The following is a 17845-nucleotide window of genomic DNA, read 5'->3' on the forward strand; positions in this document are numbered from 1 at the left end:
ACCAAGTAAAAAAAATCCCAATGTGGCTTTCGTCAGATCTGCGCTGACGAAAGCCACATTGGCGTGCTGAAACCTGACGAATGCCGCATTGGGATTTTTTTCCCAGGAAAGCGCTGGTCAGATGGGGTCGTACCGCCCGCAACGCTCACGAGTCACTTAGCCCGTCGCGCGGAAGGTGCTTCGGTAGGCGCTGGGCGAGACGCCGAGGCTCGCCTGCAGGTGTTGCCGCAGCGAAGCGGCCGTTCCGAAACCCGAGTCGGCCGCGATCCGGTCCACCGGCAGATCCGTCTGCTCCAGCAGTTGCCGGGCGCGCTCGATTCGTTGCTGTGTAAGCCATTGCAGTGGCGAGACGCCCACCTCCTCGCGGAAGCGGCGAGTGAACGTCCGCGTGCTCATCGACTGCCGCGCGGCCAGTTCCTTCAGCGTCAACGGCCGGTGCAGCTGCTCGAGTGCCCACGCGCGGGCGTTGCCGGTGGTCGCGAACTGCGGTTCCGGCACCGGGCGCTGGATGAACTGCGCCTGCCCGCCCTCGCGGTGCGGGGACACGACCGTGCCGCGTGCGACGTCGTTGGCGATCGCCGAGCCGTGGTCGCAGCGGATCATGTGCAGGCAGAGGTCGATGCCCGAAGCCACGCCAGCCGACGTCAGCACGTCGCCCTCGTCGGTGTAGAGCACGCCGGGGTCGAGGTCGACGGCAGGGAACAGCGCGCGGAAGTCGTCGGCGGAACGCCAGTGCGTGGTCGCGCGGCGCCCGTCGAGCAGCCCGGCGGCGGCCAGCACGAACGCGCCGGTGCAGATCGACGCGATCCGCGTGCCCGGCCGGATCAGCGCGAGCGCGGCGGCGAGCGCGGGCCCGAGCTCGCCGTAGTACCGCGGCTCCTCGTCGTCGTGCGAGGCCGGGATGACGACCGTGTCGGCGGTCGCGAGCACCTCCGGGCCATGCGGGACGTTGATCGTGACGTCGGTGTCCGTCCGGATGGGACCGGGGGTGACGGCGCAGGTCAGGACCTCGTAGAGCGATTCGCCCCCGGCCTTGGCCTGGCTGAACAGGCGATGCACGATGCCCAGTTCGATGGGCAGCATCCCGTGCCGGACGAGCACGGCCACCCGATGACGCTCCATGGCCCGATTCTGGCACATATCGGCCATCAGGCCACAACGACTCAGGGGTGGTATCGCCGGCCCCAGCCGGCGATACCACCCCTGAATCCCCCAGTTCCCCCAAGCCGGCGGGCGTCGGCGCGGACGGTCAACCCCCGTTGACCGACCCCCTTGGTGCGCCGACGACCCGTGTCATTTGGTCCGGATGTACCGGAAAGGCTTGTACGCCTGCGACTTCCGCCCATGCGGGTAGTCGATCATGTGCAGCACCGTGCCCAGGCCGCCCACCTGCTCGTACCCCCAGAACCTGCTCCGGCGCCGGTTCGCCCACGCGCCGAAGAGGATCACGTGCCGCGTCAGGTTCGTGCCCTCGCAGCGCAGCAGCACATCACCCGGCGCAAGCTCAGCCTTGGCGATCTCGAACCCGGCCTTGGACAACCCCACGGTGTCCAAGCCGCCGTGCACGTTGCCCGCCTTGCCGGGGATCCCCCACGCCATCGAGATGTAGCCGGAGCAGTCGGTCCGGTAGACGCCGTGCTCGTTCTCGTGGAACGCGTACTGGCTGTACGGGACCGATGGCCGCAACCAGCTCGCCGCCCGCGCGATGATCTCGTCGCGGGTCGTCTGCTGGCCCAACCTCAGCAGTGACTTGTCCGGTGCGATGGCGACCATGTTCCCCTCGCTTCTGCTCACCTCGTTCGATGAGCAAAGCTTGGCCGACGCCGCCAGAGATCCCCTTCAGAGAATCGGGGGTCACCTATAAGTTCGCTATAGAGACGGCATTTCGCCAGGTCAACGGGGTATGCGCGGCCAGCTCGGCGAGTTCACGACCGCCGGTCGAAGCGAACAGCTCCAGTGCTTCCCGCCAAGGCGCCCGGCCATCCTCCACCGCGGCGGCGAGATCGCGCAAGGTCCGCGCGCGCCACAGCGGAAGATCGAGTTCGGTCCACTGGCCGAGCGCGACGCCCAGCAGCTCGCTCGCCCGCTCGAGTTCGCCGCGCGCCAGCGCCAGCTCGCCTGCGGTCCTGGTCATCAGTGCGACGCCGAACCGGTCACGGTGCTGCGCGCAGACTTCGAGGCACGAGTCGAGCAGCTCGGCGACGCCGTCGACCTCGCGCTGCCGGATACGGGCCTTCGCGAGCGACTGCCGCGCGTACGCGGCGCCGAGCGCGTCGCCGACATCGCACAGGATGATTTCGGCTTCCCTGCTCAGATCGACGGCCTCGCCGAGCTTGCCGTTCGCGCGGTGGCACAGGCTCAGCGCGCGCAACGCGAGCGCCTCCCCACGCCGGTCACCCAGCTCGCGGTACAGGGTCACGCATGTTTCGAACGAGCCGAAGGCCGCCGCCAGATCGCCGTGATCGCGGCTGATCGCTCCGGCGCCGTAGCTCGCGGCCGCGAGCACCGTGTCGTCGCCGATGCGCTCGGCGAGCTCCGCCGCCTGCCCGAGGTCGGCCAGCGCCTCGTCGAACTGCGCCAGATCCCGCCGCACGGTCCCGATCCCGACCAGCGCGACGGCCAGCGTCGCGTCGTCGCCGACGGTCACCGCGTACCGCTTCGCGAGCTGGAAATGATCGAGCGCGGTCGCGAAATCGTCCTTCTCGTAGAACAGCTGCCCGAGCCCGGCCAGCACGCTGGCCTCGGACCGCAGGTCACCGGACTTCCGCGCGGCGGCGAGCGCGACCTCGTGCGTGCGCTGCCAGCCGTCGAACTCGTTGCGCGCGGCGAACGGCGAGGAGAGCAGCGCGGTGATCAACGTGGTGGTGACCTCGTCGATGCCGAGTTCGTGCGCGCGCTCGACCGCCCGGACCACGGCCGCCGTCTCGGATTTCAGCCATTCCGTCGGGTTCTGCTCGGCTTCTTCGATGAGCCGGGGATCGGTCACGACCGTGGTCTCGACCTTCGGCCGCAGCCCGAGCGTCACGCGCGGCAGCCGTTTCGCGCCTGCTTCGACCAGCGCCATCCACGTCGCGAGCGCGCGGCTCAAGGCGGCCGCGACCAGCTCCGGCGACTCCGTTTCGGCTTGCTCGGCACCGAAAAGCTGGACCAGGTCATGGAAGCGGTACCGGACGCGGCCGAGCGGATCGATGCCGACCACGTCGAGCAGCCGCAGGTCGACGAGCCGTTCGACGATGTCTTCGGCGTCTTCGAGCGAGACCTCCAGCAGCGGCGCGGCCAGCCAGAGGCCGAAATCGGGCAGATCGAGCAGCGCGAGCAGGTGGAACGCGCGGCGATGACGCTCGTCCAGTTCCGCGTAGTTGAGCCGCAGGCTCGACCTGATCGCCAGGTCGCCGACGGCCAGCTCGTCCAGCCTGCGGCGCTCGTCGGACAACCGCGACGCGAGTGCGCGCAGCGGCCAGTGCGGCCTGGCGAGCAGCTTCGCCGCGGCGGCCCGGATGGCCAGCGGGACACCGCCGCAGAGCGAGACGATCGTGAGCGCCGCCTCCGGTTCGGCCGCGACGCGGGCGGGGCCGATGATCTTGCGCAGCATGTCGACCGCGGCTTCGGTGGAGAAGAAGCCGAGTTCGATCGGCGCGGTGCCTTCGAGCCCGGTCAGCCGCGAGCGGCTCGTGATGATCACCAGGCAGTGCGGGTCACCGGGCAGCAGCCGCCGGACCTGATGCTCGCCGCGTGCGTTGTCCAGCACGATGACGAGACGGCGGCCCGCGACCTTGCGGCGGTAGAGATCGACGCGGTCGTCGAGGGTGTCCGGCAGATCGCTGCCGCTGATGCCGAGCGCGCCTAGGAACCGGCCGAGCACCTCCTGCGCCTCGAGGTCGCGCTCCGAGCCGCGCAAGTCCGCGAAGAGCTGGCCGTCCGGGTAGTCGCCGCGCAGCAGATGCGCCGCGTGCACGGCGAGCGCGGACTTCCCGGCGCCACCGAAACCGGAGATCACCACGGTCGGCGTCGCGGTGCGAGTGTCCAAAGCAGACTGTCCCGCCAGCCGGAGCACGTCGCCGAGATGTTCGGCGCGGCCGGTGAAATCGCCGATGTCGGGCGGCAGGTGCCGGGGGACCACGTACTCGTCCTGCTGCCGGGGCGCCGGGACCTCCGACGGCGCGACCGGCTTCTTGACGGTCAGCGTCCCGTTGAGGATCTCAGTGTGCAGGTTCTTGAGCTTCTCGCCGGGTTCCATGCCCAGCTCGTCCTGGAGATGCCGGCGGCCGTCGCGGTAGACGGCGAGCGCGTCGGCGTGCCTGCCGGCTTCGTAGAGCGCGCGCATCAGGAGTCCGCGCGCCTCCTCACGCAGCGGGTTGGCGTTGACGAGCTGCGTGAGGCTCGCGGTGACCTCGCCGCCGCGCCCCAGTTCGAGCAGGCAGCGGGCGCGGCCTTCGGTGGCGCCGAGCCGGTCCTCGTCGAGCGCGTCGGCGCTGCTGCGGGCGAACGCGGTGTCGACGCCGCCGAACGCCGGGCCGCGCCACAGCCGCAGCGCCTGCTCGTAGCGCTCGTTCGCCTCCGTGTGGTCCCCGCGGCGCTCGGCTTGCCTGGCCTTGTCGATGAGCTGCTCGAAGGCTTCGAGGTCACAGTCGTCCGCGGTCACGTCGAGCAGGTAGCCGGGCGGGCGGGTGACGAGCGCCTCGGCATTGCCCGCCTCACCGAAAGCGCGTCTGAGCTGGGAGACGTAGGTGTGGACGAGCGCGGTGGCCGAGCGCGGCGGCGCGTCGTCCCAGATGAGCGCGATCAGCCGTTCGACGGAGACGACCTGCCGGGGCTGCAGGAGCAGGGCGGCGAGCAGCGCCTTCGGCTTCGGGCCGCCGAGCGGGACCGCGCGCTCGTCCGTTCTGAGCTCGATCGGGCCCAACGCCTGGATGCGCATTTTCGCTTCTCCCCAGAGGACTGTGCGCGGTGATTTTGGCACAGGTTTCAGGCCTGGAGGTACTTCAGCACCGCGAGCACGCGGCGATTGTCCCCCTCGGACTGGTGCAGTCCCAGCTTGCCGAAAATACTGGTCACGTGCTTTTCGACGGATCCCGCGGAGAGGAACAGTTTCGCGCAGATGGCCGCGTTCGACCGGCCCTCGGCCATCAGGTCGAGCACCTCGCGCTCGCGTGTGGTCAACCTGTCGAGTTCTCCGGTTTTACGCGTGGCTGAAAAGAGCTGGCTGACGACCTCGGGATCGAGCACGGTTTCGCCGTCGGCGACCCTTTTGAGCGCATCGAGGAAATCCGAAACCTCGGCGACGCGGTCCTTCAGCAGATAGCCGACCCCGCCTGCCCGGTCGGCGAGCAGCTCTGCGGCGTACCGGGTCTCGACGTACTGGGAGAACAGCAAGACGGCCTGGCCCGGCTGCTCTTTGCGGAGCGCGATGGCGGCGCGCAGGCCCTCGTCGGTGTGCGTCGGCGGCATCCGGATATCCACAATGGACACATCGGGCGCGTGCGTCTTGACGGCCTGTTCGAGCGCGGCCGCGTCCTTGACGGCGGCGACCACCTCATGCCCGCGCAGAGTCAGCAGCTCGGCCAGTCCGTGGCGCAGGATGGTGGAGTCTTCCGCGATCACGACCCGCACTGCCTTACCCCCTTGGTGACTTCACCACTTTAGCCAGTCAGGGGGATCGATGCGGTCACCATGGTGGGCCCGCCGGGCGGGCTGGAGACGTCCAGCGTGCCGTCGACGGCACGCAGCCGTTCGGTGATCCCGGCCAGCCCGCCGCCGGGCGTGATCCTGGCACCGCCGAGGCCTTGGTCGGAGACGGTGACTTCGAGCGTGTCGGTCGCTCTGACCTGCAGATGTATGCCGCTGGGAGCGTGCTTGGCCGCATTGGTGAGCAGCTCGGCCGCGGTGAAGTAGGCGATCGTCTCCAGCGACGGCGGCGGCCGCCGCCCGACGTCGACGTCCAGTTCGACGTCCACCCCGATCGTGGTGACCAAAGTGGACAGAGCGACGTCCAGCCCGGCGTCGAGCGCAGGCGGGTGGATGCCCCTGGCGAGGTCGCGGAGTTCGATGAGCGCCTGCTTGGCGTTGGCGTGCGCGGTGGTGACCAGCTGCCGCAGCTGGGTGACATCGGGGCTGGCCTCGTTCAGCTCGTCCTTGGCGATCCCGAGCTTCATCGCGAGCGCGACCAGCTGCGCCTGCGCCCCGTCGTGCAGATCGCGCTCGATCCGCCGCAGCTTGACGTCGGCGTCCTCGACGGCCGCGGCCCGGCTGACCTCCAGGTCACGCACCCGTTCGGTCAGTGTCTTCGGCCCGAGCAGTCCGCGCACCAGCAGCTTGTCGACCCCGACCATCAGCCTGATCACCCACGGCAGCGCGATGAGGATGGCCGCCCCCAGCAGCGCGAGCGGGAAGCTCAGCAACCACGTGTCGGTCCGGATGCGGAACATCGGCATCTCCCGGCCACCCGTGGTGTGCCAGAAGAACGGGTACAGCACGGTCGCGACCCCGCCCACGATCATCCAGGCGGTCACCAGCAGCTCGGCGGCCGCGACCGGCACCCGCAGCACCAGGTAGGCGACGGCCCGCCACGCGATCGGATCCCCGATCCGCGCCTTCATCCACTTCCCGAGCCCCGGCTCCATCGGCCGTGACGCGGGCACCCCCACCTTCACGCCGAGCAGCCTCGCCGCCAGCCGCCGATGCATCCCACCCAGCGCCCGCACGAACACCAGCACACCCGACAGCAGCATCAACCCCACGAAAAGCGGTGAGACCACCACCCCGACCGCCAGCCCGGCGACCACCAGCACCAGGCACACGGCGGCCAGCGGAACTCCGGCCAGCACCCACCCCAGCTCAGCCCGAAACCGCCGCCGTCCGATCTCCCCGACGACCAGCCGAACCCCAGGATGCACCCGCTTCACACCCTCACCCTGCCTCCCCGGACCCACCCCCGCCCACCGGGTTTTCCCCCGCAGATCGCGGACACGCGTGCACAGAAAGCGGACACGCGTGCACAGAAAGCAAGTTACGTGACTTGCTCGCTGTGCACGCGTGTCCGCGATCCCTGCACGCGCGTCCGCGATCCGGGTACGGGGTCAGGGGTCGAGTTTTTCGGGGGTGGTGTCGTTGCGGGCACGGGTGGAGGCTTCGCGCATTTCGATCACGTCGGTGATCCAGTCGCCGGTTTCGCGGGCGACGTCGCGGACGGCGCCGGTGATGATCGTCGCTATCCGGCCGATGTGCGTGGCCGCCGACTCGGTGATCTCCTGGATCGTGTCCTTGGTGCTCTCGAACTGGCCGACCATAGTTCGTTCCTAAGCCGCTCGGAGTGTGCTGGCGGACTCCACGGTACTGGGCCGAGCCGGTTCCCCGCCCGGCAAAGCCAGCTTGACGATCTTGCGGGCGACCGAGAGCAGCTGCTTGTGCAGGGGGCCGGTGTTGTACGGCAGGCCGTACTTCTCGCAGATCGCGCGCACCTCACCGGCGATTTCCGGGTAGCGGCGCGCGGGGATGTCCGGGAACAGGTGGTGCTCGATCTGGTGCGAGAGGTTCCCGCTCATGATGTGGAACAGCTTCCCGCCGGTGATGTTCGCCGACCCGAGTATCTGCCGCAGGTACCACTGCCCGCGTGTCTCGGAAGCGGTCTCCTCCTCGGTGAAGCTCTCGACGTCCGCGGGGAAGTGGCCGCAGAAGATGATCGAGAACGACCACAGGTTGCGCACCAGGTTCGCGGTCGCGTTGCCGAGGAACGTCAGCGGCGCCATCGGCCCGGTGAGCAGCGGGAACAGCACGTAGTCCTTGCCGACCTGACGCGCGGCCTTGCGGACCATCCGGCCGGAGACCTCCTTGGTCTCGGCCCAGGTGCGCTCGCCCTTGACGATCCGGTCGAACTCGAGGTCGTGCAGCATCACGCCCCACTGGAACATGAACGCCAGCATCACCGCGTACACCGGGTTGCCCAGGTAGTACGGGTGCCACTTCTGCGCCGGGTCCAGCCGCAGGATGCCGTAACCGATGTCGCGGTCCTTGTCGAGGATGTTCGTGTACGTGTGGTGCATGTAATTGTGCGAATGCCGCCAGTTCTCGGCGGGCGCGACGTTGTCCCATTCGAACTTCTGCGAGCTCAGCGCCGGGTCACGCGTCCAGTCGTACTGGCCGTGCATGACGTTGTGGCCGATCTCCATGTTGTCCAGGATCTTCGACACCGAAAGCGCCGCGACACCCGCGAACCAAGCCGGCGGGAAGAAACCCGCGAAAAGCAGCGCGCGGCCCGTGACCTCCAGCGAACGCTGGGCCTTGATGACGGTATGGATGTAGTCGACGTCCTCCTGGCCGAGCGAAGCGACGACCCGCTGGCGGATCGCATCCAATTCGGCGCCGAATTCCTCGACCTGTGCCGGGGTGAGCCGGTCTTGCAAGCCGGTCATGAAAAGTCTCCTTAAGCGTTGATCTCGACGTCTCCGACGGGGACGGAAATGCACAGCTGGATTTCTTCGTTCTCTTCTTCGGAAAGCTCGCCCGTTTTGGCGTTGCGCACGCAGCCGGAGGTTTTGACCTTCGTGCACGAGAAGCAGATCCCCATGCGACATCCGTGCTCCGGGCTCAGCCCGGCCGCCTCGGCCTGCTCCAGCAGCGGCTTGCCGGAGTTCGCGAACTCCTTGCCGCTGTGGGCGAACCGCACCTGGCCCTCGGCTGACGCGGTGTCGAACACCAGCGTCGGCGGGGTGAACTCCTCGGTGTGCAGGTGTTCACTCAAGCCTTCATCGGCGTACATCGCGCGCACCGAGTCCATCAACGGCTTGGGTCCGCACAGGAACGTCTCGGCGTCACGGAACCACGGCGCGGCCTTCTCCAGATGCTCCATGGAGAAGAATCCGTGCAGGTCGGCGCCGGATCCGCTGGTGTACGCGAGCATGGTGTGCTCGCCCGCGTAGAGGACATCGCCGGCGTCGTTCGCGTAGTGCAGGAACGCGAGCTCACCCGAATAGCCCTCGTCGCGCAGCGTCTGGAACATCGACCGCACCGGCGTGATGCCGCTGCCGCCACTGATCAGCACGATCCGCGAAGGACGCGGCGCCGGCATCGTGAAAGCACCGTCCGGTTCGGACAGTCCGAGCGTCATGCCGGGCCGCGCGTTGTCGTGCAGGAACCCGGAAACGAGCCCGTCGCGCTTGATCGTGAGTTCCAGCAGGCCACGGGTGTGCTCTGAACAGGCAGGGGAGTAGCACCGGGTGCGCCGCACCCCGTCGATGTCGACCGTGATCCGCACGTACTGCCCGGCGGTGAACCCGCGCCACGCCCGGCTGGGGCGGATCGCGAGCGTCACGGTGTCGGCGGTCTGCCGCCTGACCTCCCGGATCTCGCCGCGGATCTCGCGGCGCACCAGCATCGGGTTGACGAGCTCGAGGTAGCGGTCCATGCCGTGCGGGGTGAGCAGCGCCTCGGCGACCGAGGCGAGCGAACGGAGCGCTGGCATGCTTCCCTCCCGAGATTGAGTGAACAGTCGTACACTGAATAGTGCACCGCGTCCGAACCGCGCTGTCAACTGGAAGGACCTGTGATGTGGTCGATACCGTGAACACCGTGACCGAGCCGGTGACCCGCCAAGAGCGCAAGCAGCGCACCCGTCAGTCCCTGCTGGACGCGGCATGGGAACTGCTGGCGGTCCGCAGTTTCGACGCGCTCAGCCTGCGTGAGGTGGCGAAAGGCGCCGGCATCGTGCCGACCGCCTTCTACCGCCATTTCTCGTCTATGGAAGAACTCGGCGTCACACTGGTGGAGCAGTCGATGCGCACGCTGCGCGGCATGATCCGCGCTGCACGCGCCAAGCCGACCCAGCCCAGCCGGATGATCCGGGCATCCGTGCACACGCTCTACGAGCACGTGCGCGCGCACGAGGACCACTTCCGGTTCCTCACCCGCGAGCGGTACGGCGGCAACGAGCAGGTCGCCCGCGCGATCGCGGTCGAGCTGAAGCTGTTCTCCAGCGAGCTCGCCATCGACCTCGTCCGGCTCGACGGACTGCGCGAATGGAACACCGACGACCTGCACATGATGGCGGACCTGATCGTCGTCGCGATGCTCGCGACCGTCCTCGAACTACTCGAGGCGCGCCCGCGCGACCAACAGACCGACAACGCGATCAAACTGGTCGCCGAGAAGCGGCTTCGGCTGATCTTCCTGGGGGTTCCGCACTGGCGGAGTTCGTAACCAGCATCTCTTGACCGGTCAACAGGGGCTCCCTGACCTCATATTTAGGGGTCTCAAGCCGATGAACAGGGACCTTGGAACGTGGGAAGCACCCCGTGACCGTGGTACAAACTCCCGGTGATCGCGCCCATCGGGGCAGATCTTCAGTGCCGAGGAGGTCGCGGAGTGGCCGAAACCGAGCAGCTCACGGTCGGCGTCGTGAAGGAGTCCAGGCCCGGCGAACGCCGGGTCTCGCTCGTGCCCAAACTGATCGAACGCCTCACGAAGAGAGGCTTGCGGATCGTCGTCGAATCCGGGGCGGGCGAAGGCGCCTATCTCGCCGATTCCGTCTTCGAAGAAGCAGGCGCCGTCATCGGTGACGCCTGGGGCGCGGATGTCGTGCTCAAGGTCGCGCCGCCGACCGCGGACGAGGTCGCGAAACTCAAGACCGGAACGCTCCTGATCGGATTCCTGAATCCCAGGTCCGATCCGGACGGCATCACCGCGCTGGAAAAGGCGGGGGTGCGCGCGTTCGCCGTCGAAGCCATTCCCCGTATTTCCCGCGCGCAGGCGATGGACGCGCTTTCGTCGCAAAGCGGTGTCGCGGGTTATCGCGCGGTACTGCTGGCCGCCGAGAAACTGCCGCGGTTCTTCCCGATGCTCACCACCGCGGCAGGCACCGTCCCGCCCGCGAAGGTGCTCGTATTGGGCGCCGGTGTCGCCGGGTTGCAGGCGCTGGCGACGGCGAAACGGCTCGGCGCGCAGACCACCGGCTACGATGTGCGCCCCGAGGTGGGCGAGCAGGTCAAGTCGCTCGGCGCGAAGTTCCTGGAACTCGGCATCGAGGCCGCCGGCGAGGGCGGGTACGCCCGCGAGCTCACCGAGGACGAACGCGCCGAGCAGCAGCGCAGGCTCACCGACGCGATCACGAAGTTCGACGTCGTGATCACCACCGCGCTGGTGCCCGGCCGCAAGGCGCCGACGCTCGTCACGGCCGAAGCGGTCAAGGGCATGCCTGCCGGCGCGGTCGTCGTCGACCTCGCCGGCGAGTCCGGCGGCAACTGCGAACTCACCAAGCCGGGCGAGGACGTCGTCGAGTACGACGTCACCATCACGTCTCCGCTCAACCTGCCCGCCGAGATGCCCGCGCACGCCAGCGAGCTCTACGCGCGCAACGTGACCGAACTGCTGGAGCTCATCGTCGACAAAGAGGGCAAGCTCGCGCTCGACTTCTCCGACGAGATCGTCGCCGGAGCCTGCGTGGCCGGGAAGGGAGCGGAGTAATGCTGGTGCAGAGCCTGGCCATCCTGGTGCTGGCCGGATTCGTGGGTTTCACGGTGATCTCCAAGGTGCCCAACACCTTGCACACCCCGCTGATGTCGGGCACGAACGCCATCCACGGCATCGTGCTGCTCGGCGGGCTGGTGGTGCTCGGCCTCTCGGCTGACGGCGTGCTCAACAAGATCCTGCTGGTGATCGCCATCGCGTTCGGCACGATCAACGTGGTCGGCGGGTTCCTGGTCACCGACCGGATGCTGTCGATGTTCAAGGACAAGAAGAAAGAGGGAGCCGACTCATGACGAGTTTCATCGCTGTCCTCTACATCATCTCGTTCGCCTTGTTCATCTACGGCCTGATGGGCCTGACCGGTCCGCGCACGGCCGTCCGCGGCAACTGGATCGCCGCCGTCGGCATGGGCATCGCGGTGATCGCGACGCTGCTGACGCCGGGCATGAGCAACTGGGTACTCATCATTTTGGGCGTCGCGATCGGCACCGTGGTCGGCGTCCCGTCGGCACGCAAGGTCAAGATGACCGCGATGCCGCAGATGGTGGCGTTGTTCAACGGCGTGGGCGGCGGCGCGGTCGCGCTCATCGCCTGGGTCGAGTTCCGGTCCTCCGAGGGCTACGCGCACGAGCCGAAGTACGTGGCCATCGCGTCGCTGTTTTCGGCGATCGTCGGTTCCATTTCGTTCTGGGGCTCGAACATCGCCTTCGGCAAGCTGCAGGAGCTGATCTCCGGCCGCCCGATCAGCCTGGGCAAGCTCCAGCAGCCGATCAACGCGCTGCTGCTGCTCGTCGCGCTGGGCTGCGCTGTCACCATCGGCTTCGGCGGCGACAGCGAGCTGCTGATCGTCGGCCTGCTGATCGCGGCGGGCGTGCTGGGTGTCACCTCGGTGCTGCCGATCGGTGGCGCGGACATGCCGGTGGTCATCTCGCTGCTCAACGCCCTCACCGGGCTTTCGGCCGCCGCGATGGGCCTCGCGCTGAACAACACCGCGCTGATCGTCGCGGGCATGATCGTCGGCGCGTCCGGTTCGATCCTGACCAATCTGATGGCCAAGGCGATGAACCGGTCCATCCCGGCGATCGTCGCCGGCGGGTTCGGCGGGGGCTCGTCGGTCGCCAGCAACCGGTCCACGGAGGAACGCCCGGTCCGCAGCACCAGCGCGTCCGACACGGCCATCCAGATGGCCTACGCGAACAAGGTCGTGGTCGTGCCCGGGTACGGCATGGCCGTCGCGCAGGCGCAGCACCAGGTCCGCGAGATGGCGAAGCTGCTGGAAGCCAAGGGGATCACGGTCGCCTACGCGATCCACCCCGTGGCGGGCCGCATGCCTGGGCACATGAACGTGCTGCTCGCCGAGGCCGACGTGCCTTACGAGCAGCTCAAGGAAATGGACGAGATCAACTCCGAGTTCGCCCAGACCGACGTCGCGCTGGTGATCGGCGCGAACGACGTCACGAACCCGGCCGCCGAGACCGACCCCGGCTCGCCGATCTACGGCATGCCGATCCTCAAGGTCAACCACAGCCGGTCGGTGATCGTCCTGAAACGCTCGATGAGCTCGGGCTTCGCCGGTATCGACAACGATCTGTTCTACGATCCGAAGACCAGCATGCTCTTCGGCGACGCGAAGTCTTCGGTGGGCGACATCGTGGAGGAACTCAAAGCACTGTGACAGCGGGCGACATCAGCGCGGGGTCTTCGGATCCTGCCGAAAACCTCGCGCTGGATGAAGCTCTGCTGCGCGCCGCGCCTGCCGGGCCGCTGATCTGGATCTGGCGTAACCCGGCTTGCGTGGTCGTCGGGCGCGGGCAGAAGGTGCATCGCGAGGTGCGCACGGACGTCTGCGCCCAGGACGGGATTCCCGTGCTGCGGCGGGCCAGTGGCGGCGGCACGGTTTTTCACGATGACGGGAATTTGAACGTCACACTGGTGCTGCCCGACGCCGGTGAACGCCCGTTGGAAGCCATCGGCGAACTCATGAGCGGCGCGGTGTCGGAGCTGGGGCTGCCGCCCCGCCTCGGCGATCGCGGCCTGTTCATCGGCGAGGCGAAACTGTGCGGGTTCGCGGTTTTCCGCACCAAGACGGGACTGCTCGCGCATTCGACGCTGCTGGTGCACACGGCGGCCGAACGCGTCGGCCGGTATCTGACCGGGCCGCCGCCGGACCCGAAGCCGCTGGACTCCCACCGCAGTCAGGTCGCGTCGCTGGCCGAACACGGCTTACGGGTGGGTATTCGCGAGGCGTCGGCCGCTGTTCGCGTCGCGGCCGCCCGGCAGTTCGACGGGCTGGCCGCGCGGCCGCCCAGCGCCGGGGAACGGGACTGGCAGCGCCGTCTGCTCGACTCGCGCTACCGGTTCCCGGATTGGCACGCCGACGGGCGCCAGAAGTCCTAGTGACCCCAGAACGCCGAAAGGGCCGCCCAGGGAACCGGTGAGTTCCCTGGGCGGCCCTTTTTCGCGTCTTATTGCGCGGCCGAGAACTTGACCGGCGGAGCCTTGCGGATCGTGCGGGTGGTCTTCGCCACCGGCTTGTCAGCCACGGGCTTCGCCGTCGTCTTGGCCGGAGCCTTGGCGGCGGCTGGCTTGGCGGGAGCCTTGGCGGCGGCGGGCTTCGTCGCGGTGGTGCGTGCGGCGGGCTTCACCGCGGTCTTGGCGGCGGGCTTCGCCGCGGCTTTGGCCGCCGGCTTGGCCACGGTCGCCTTCGCGGCGGGCTTCGCGGGCGCCGCCTTCTTGGTGACCGGCTTGGCCGCTGCCTTCGCCGGGGCCGCCTTCTTGGCCGCCGGCGCCGGAGCTGCCTTGGCCGTCCTGGTGGTTTTGGCGCGCGTGGCGGTCGCCTTGACCGGCGCGGCCTTGGCCGGGGTCTTGGCGGCGGCACGCTTCGGCGTCGCCTTCACCGGAGCGGCTTTCACCGGAGCGGCTTTCGCCGGGGCGGCCTTCTTCGCGACCGCGGTTTTCGCCGCGGCGGCGGCCTTCGGGGCCGCCTTCTTCCTGGCCGCCTTCGGCTGCGCGATGATCCGCGGCGCGCGCTTGCGGCCGCCGGTGCGGCGGCCGTTCGTCACGTAGGCGTCGAAGATCTCGCGCAGGTTTCCGGCGTTCTCAGCGGAAAGGTCGATGTCGTACTCGATCCCGTCCAACGCGAAGCTGACCGTTTCCTCGGCGGGGTCGCCGTTGAGGTCGTCCAGCAAGTGCACAGCAGTGTTCTGGGCCACGAAAACTCCCGGGGTGCTCGATCGAAGTCTGACTCTGCTGCAACCGGCCGTCGCCGAGTTCTCCAGCTCGCACCGAGGATACCGTTGGGTTGCGCGAACGTGCGCGGTGGTGTGGATTGAAAGCATGTCCGTACAGACTTTTGACGTAGTGGTGATCGGCGCGGGGCCCGTCGGCGAGAACGCGGCGGCCAGGGCGGTGCGGGGCGGGCTGACCGCGGCGCTCGTGGAAAAGGAACGTTTCGGTGGTGAATGTTCCTATTGGGCGTGCATCCCGAGCAAGGCGTTGCTGCGTCCGGGAAACGCGCTGGCCGCCGCGAAACGCCTGCCAGGCGTCCCGGTGGGCGACGCGCTCGACGCCGAGGCCGTGTTCGCCAGGCGGGACTGGTTCACGTCCAAAGGGGACGACACCGGCCAGTTCGACTGGGCGCGGGGAGCGGGTATCGAGGCGATCCGCGGCGAAGCGAAGATCACCGGGGTCAAGGAGGTCACCGTCGGCGAGCGGGTGCTCGTGGCGCGGCACGCGGTGATCGTCTGCACGGGCAGCGTTCCGGTGACCCCGCCGATCCCGGGGCTCGACGAGATTCCCGTGTGGGGTTCCCGTGAAGCGACTTCGGCGAGCGAGGTGCCTCGCAGGCTCGCGGTGCTCGGCGGCGGCGTGGTCGGCGTCGAGATGGCGCAGGCGTGGGCGCGGCTCGGCGCGAAGGTCGACCTCATCCTCACTGGGGCAAGGCCTTTGCCGAGGCTGCCCGAGTTCGCCGGTAACGCCGTTGCGGACGGGCTGCGCGCGGACGGCGTCACCGTGCACACCGGCTCCGGGCTGGAGCGTGCGTCCCTAGTGGACGGTGCGGCGAAGCTCGAGCTGCGCGGCGGCGTCGAGCTGACCGCCGACAAGCTGCTCGTCGCGACCGGGCGGCGTCCCGCCACCGAGAACCTCGGCGTCGAGTCGATCGGACTGACGCCCGGCAAGCCGCTGACCGTCGACGACGCGGGCCGAGTGTCCGAAGTGGACGGAGGCTGGCTGTTCGCGGCCGGCGACGTCACCGGCCGCGCACCGGTGACCCACCAGGGCAAATACGCGGCCCGCGCGGCTGGCGACGCCGTCGCGGCGCTGGCCCGAGGCGAGTCGGTCAAGCCGGAGCCGTGGAGCGCGTACGCCGCGACCGCCGACCATCACGCGGTGCCCCAGGTGATCTTCACCGACCCGGAGGTGGCCTCGGTCGGCCTCACCGCCGCCCGCGAGGGCAAGCCGGACCGCGTGGTCGAAATCGACATCGCCGTCGCGGGCTCGTCACTGCACGCGGACAACTTCACCGGCAAGGCCTCGATGGTCGTCGACACCGAGCGCGACGTACTGCTCGGCGTCACCTTCGCCGGCCAGGACGTCGCCGAACTCCTGCACGCGGCCACGATCGCGATCGTCGGCGAGGTCCCGCTGCACCGACTCTGGCACGCGGTACCCGCCTTCCCGACCATGAGCGAGGTCTGGCTCCGCCTCCTCGAGGAATACGGCCTCTGACCTGGGAAAAAAATCCCAATGCGGCATTGGTCAGGTTTGAGCACGCCAATGTGGCTTTCGTCAGCCGAAAACTGACGAAAGCCACATTGGGATTTTTTTCAGAGGTTGATGGGGAGGTCGAGGGCGGCTTTGGCGGCGCGCTGGAGGCCTGGGTCGTCCGGTGTGGACGGTCCGGGGAGCCAGGCGACCAGCACCAGGCGGACCGAGGTGCCGTTGAGTGAGCTGGCGTAGGCGGCGCCGTCGAATTTCGGGACCTCGCCGGTCCATTTGCCGGTTTCGGTGGCGAGGTCGAGTATTCCGCCGCCGCCGGGGGTGTCGGCGACCGCTTTGAAATCGGCCGCCTGCTGCGCGTCGGGGAATTCGATGATGCCGACGGTCGCGGCGGCCTGCCTGCCGTCGATGTTCGCCGCGAAACTGCCGCGCTTGACCGCTGTACAACTGGTGCGGCCCAAGCTCGCCTGCACATCGCCGAAAGCGTGCGACGCGCATTTCTGGTCGGCGGCGGCGTCCTGCGGGGTGAACTGGAGGCTCTCGATCGGGCGGCTGCTCGACGGCGGCGCGACGGTCTTCGTGGGGGACGGGGACGCCTTCGGGGGCGGCGGGGTCTCGTTGTCACCGCTGGCGACGAGGATCGCGGCGATCAGCAGCACGGCCAGCATCCCGATCGCGCCGATCGGCAGCCAGCGGACGAGCGACGGTCTCGGCTTGGCGGCCGGGGGAGGAGCGACCGGCGGCGTGGCGGCAGGCTGCGGTCTGACCTCCTGTCTGACCTGAGGCTGCGGCTGAACCTGGGGCTGAACCCGAACCTGAGGCTTCGGCGGGGATTGAGGCGCGGGCAGCGGAGGAGCCGCGGCCACCGAAACCCGCTGCTTGCCGGGATGTTCGGCCGGAACCGTCGGGCTCAGCGAGATCAGCGGGTTCAGGTGCACCACGGTCGGCTCGTCGGCGTGCTCGGCGAACCCTTCCCCGAGCAGCAATTCGTCCGGCAGCCGCGGCGTGTTGGCCGCGACCGTCTTCAAGACGTCGCGTGCCTGCTGCGCGGACATCGCGCGCGGCGAGTCGGCCAGCGAAACCGTGGCGGCGTGCATGCTCGTCGGCGTCGGATGCAGCACCCGCGTGCGCCCGGCGAGATCGGCGGCAGGCTGGTCGACGGCCTCGACGTACGGCCCGACCGCGATCACGGTGCTCAGCGGCGGCACGTCCGGATGGGCCTCGGCGAGCTGGACGGCGACCGCCTTCGCCATGGCGAGCGCCCGCGTCGCCGGATTGACCTCGTTCTCGGCGCCGACGAGCGGCCAGCCGTCGGCCTGCCACGCGCCTTCGAGCGGCGCCTCCAGCTTGAGCGCCGGGTCCGGCAGGTCGACGCCGATGATCATCAGGATTCCGCGTGGCAGCACGACGAACGCGTCGACCACCCGCTCGTCGCCGAACGGCTTGATACCGGCCAGCGCGATACCGCCGACGACCGTGCTCCCCCGCCCGAGCGAGGCCAGTGCCGCGCGGATGTCCTCGGCCACCCGCGACGGCTGTGGCGCGAGACGAACCAGCCGCACGTCGCATCCTCCCCGTTTTTGTCGACACCGCCAGTTCACCACGCTAGCGTGCTGGACACGCGCACCGGGGCAGGACGGCACGAACCGTCGGGTGACCTAAGTGGACA

Annotated in this window: 16 protein-coding genes; 6 read left to right on the top strand and 10 right to left on the bottom strand. The window is 68.8% G+C overall.

Features of this window, described 5'->3' with window-relative positions; genetic code table 11:
• Nucleotides 1-156: 156 nt before the first annotated feature.
• The 8 genes from ACFV15_RS32840 to ACFV15_RS32875 form a co-directional block, all read right to left on the bottom strand.
• The gene (locus tag ACFV15_RS32840; protein ID WP_378355252.1) at nt 157-1149 is read right to left on the bottom strand and encodes a GlxA family transcriptional regulator; all 993 of its coding nucleotides are present in this window, start codon (nt 1147-1149) and stop codon (nt 157-159) included.
• 144 nt (nt 1150-1293) lie between these two features.
• Nucleotides 1294-1773, bottom strand: a complete 480-nt coding sequence (locus ACFV15_RS32845; protein ID WP_378355253.1) for a hypothetical protein — start codon at nt 1771-1773, stop codon at nt 1294-1296.
• An 85-nt stretch (nt 1774-1858) separates the two neighbouring features.
• Entirely contained in the window at nt 1859-4918 is a 3060-nt protein-coding gene (locus ACFV15_RS32850) for a BTAD domain-containing putative transcriptional regulator (RefSeq protein WP_378355254.1), read from the bottom strand.
• Nucleotides 4919-4965: 47 nt separating this feature from the next.
• Nucleotides 4966-5610, bottom strand: coding sequence for a response regulator (locus ACFV15_RS32855; RefSeq protein WP_378355256.1), 645 nt, complete (start codon nt 5608-5610; stop codon nt 4966-4968).
• 29 nt (nt 5611-5639) lie between these two features.
• Complete coding sequence (locus tag ACFV15_RS32860; protein ID WP_378355257.1) at nt 5640-6893, bottom strand: sensor histidine kinase; 1254 nt, start codon at nt 6891-6893, stop codon at nt 5640-5642.
• 183 nt (nt 6894-7076) lie between these two features.
• The gene (locus ACFV15_RS32865; RefSeq protein ID WP_091299974.1) at nt 7077-7286 is read right to left on the bottom strand and encodes a hypothetical protein; all 210 of its coding nucleotides are present in this window, start codon (nt 7284-7286) and stop codon (nt 7077-7079) included.
• A gap of 9 nt (nt 7287-7295) precedes the next feature.
• On the bottom strand, nt 7296-8408 hold the full coding sequence (locus ACFV15_RS32870; RefSeq protein ID WP_378355258.1) for a fatty acid desaturase family protein: 1113 nt from the start codon (nt 8406-8408) through the stop codon (nt 7296-7298).
• Nucleotides 8409-8419: 11 nt separating this feature from the next.
• Nucleotides 8420-9457 carry a ferredoxin reductase gene (locus ACFV15_RS32875; protein WP_378355259.1) on the bottom strand — a complete coding sequence of 346 codons (1038 nt, stop codon included), beginning with the start codon at nt 9455-9457 and terminating at the stop codon, nt 8420-8422.
• A 107-nt stretch (nt 9458-9564) separates the two neighbouring features.
• Between ACFV15_RS32875 and ACFV15_RS32880 the strand changes: the two genes are divergently transcribed.
• The 5 genes from ACFV15_RS32880 to ACFV15_RS32900 all read left to right on the top strand — a co-directional run bounded on the left by ACFV15_RS32880 (nt 9565) and on the right by ACFV15_RS32900 (nt 13854).
• The gene (locus ACFV15_RS32880; RefSeq protein ID WP_378355261.1) at nt 9565-10191 is read left to right on the top strand and encodes a TetR family transcriptional regulator; all 627 of its coding nucleotides are present in this window, start codon (nt 9565-9567) and stop codon (nt 10189-10191) included.
• Between the two features lie 165 nt (nt 10192-10356).
• Nucleotides 10357-11454, top strand: coding sequence for a Re/Si-specific NAD(P)(+) transhydrogenase subunit alpha (locus tag ACFV15_RS32885; RefSeq protein ID WP_378355263.1), 1098 nt, complete (start codon nt 10357-10359; stop codon nt 11452-11454).
• Nucleotides 11454-11750: an NAD(P) transhydrogenase subunit alpha gene (locus tag ACFV15_RS32890; protein ID WP_091299966.1), complete on the top strand. Its 297-nt coding sequence runs from the start codon at nt 11454-11456 to the stop codon at nt 11748-11750. Before ACFV15_RS32885 ends, ACFV15_RS32890 begins: the two co-directional genes overlap by 1 nt.
• Nucleotides 11747-13132: an NAD(P)(+) transhydrogenase (Re/Si-specific) subunit beta gene (locus tag ACFV15_RS32895; protein ID WP_378355265.1), complete on the top strand. Its 1386-nt coding sequence runs from the start codon at nt 11747-11749 to the stop codon at nt 13130-13132. The genes ACFV15_RS32890 and ACFV15_RS32895 overlap by 4 nt, the downstream gene beginning before the upstream one ends.
• Nucleotides 13129-13854, top strand: coding sequence for a biotin/lipoate A/B protein ligase family protein (locus ACFV15_RS32900; RefSeq protein ID WP_378355267.1), 726 nt, complete (start codon nt 13129-13131; stop codon nt 13852-13854). Before ACFV15_RS32895 ends, ACFV15_RS32900 begins: the two co-directional genes overlap by 4 nt.
• A gap of 68 nt (nt 13855-13922) precedes the next feature.
• On the opposite strand, the gene ACFV15_RS32905 is transcribed toward ACFV15_RS32900, so the two are convergent.
• Nucleotides 13923-14669, bottom strand: coding sequence for an Lsr2 family protein (locus ACFV15_RS32905; protein WP_378355269.1), 747 nt, complete (start codon nt 14667-14669; stop codon nt 13923-13925).
• Nucleotides 14670-14793: 124 nt separating this feature from the next.
• On the opposite strand from ACFV15_RS32905, the gene ACFV15_RS32910 reads away from it, so the two are divergent.
• Nucleotides 14794-16185 (top strand): dihydrolipoyl dehydrogenase family protein, encoded by a 1392-nt coding sequence (locus ACFV15_RS32910; protein ID WP_378355270.1) that lies wholly within the window; start codon nt 14794-14796, stop codon nt 16183-16185.
• Between the two features lie 98 nt (nt 16186-16283).
• Here ACFV15_RS32910 and ACFV15_RS32915 read toward each other — a convergent pair whose 3' ends face one another.
• Nucleotides 16284-17738, bottom strand: coding sequence for a hypothetical protein (locus ACFV15_RS32915; protein ID WP_378355272.1), 1455 nt, complete (start codon nt 17736-17738; stop codon nt 16284-16286).
• Nucleotides 17739-17845: the final 107 nt, after the last annotated feature.

The organism is Amycolatopsis sp. NPDC059657 (genome assembly GCF_042734395.1).
Classification (GTDB): domain Bacteria; phylum Actinomycetota; class Actinomycetes; order Mycobacteriales; family Pseudonocardiaceae; genus Amycolatopsis.

What these genes read in the sequence shown, in the direction of transcription:
- ACFV15_RS32840 (WP_378355252.1), bottom strand. Translation starts at nt 1,149, where the DNA reads ATGGCCGATATGTGCCAGAATCGGGCCATGGAGCGTCATCGGGTGGCC.
- ACFV15_RS32845 (WP_378355253.1), bottom strand. Translation starts at nt 1,773, where the DNA reads ATGGTCGCCATCGCACCGGACAAGTCACTGCTGAGGTTGGGCCAGCAG.
- ACFV15_RS32850 (WP_378355254.1), bottom strand. Translation starts at nt 4,918, where the DNA reads ATGCGCATCCAGGCGTTGGGCCCGATCGAGCTCAGAACGGACGAGCGC.
- ACFV15_RS32865 (WP_091299974.1), bottom strand. Translation starts at nt 7,286, where the DNA reads ATGGTCGGCCAGTTCGAGAGCACCAAGGACACGATCCAGGAGATCACC.
- ACFV15_RS32870 (WP_378355258.1), bottom strand. Translation starts at nt 8,408, where the DNA reads ATGACCGGCTTGCAAGACCGGCTCACCCCGGCACAGGTCGAGGAATTC.
- ACFV15_RS32875 (WP_378355259.1), bottom strand. Translation starts at nt 9,457, where the DNA reads ATGCCAGCGCTCCGTTCGCTCGCCTCGGTCGCCGAGGCGCTGCTCACC.
- ACFV15_RS32890 (WP_091299966.1), top strand. Translation starts at nt 11,454, where the DNA reads ATGCTGGTGCAGAGCCTGGCCATCCTGGTGCTGGCCGGATTCGTGGGT.
- ACFV15_RS32895 (WP_378355265.1), top strand. Translation starts at nt 11,747, where the DNA reads ATGACGAGTTTCATCGCTGTCCTCTACATCATCTCGTTCGCCTTGTTC.
- ACFV15_RS32910 (WP_378355270.1), top strand. Translation starts at nt 14,794, where the DNA reads ATGTCCGTACAGACTTTTGACGTAGTGGTGATCGGCGCGGGGCCCGTC.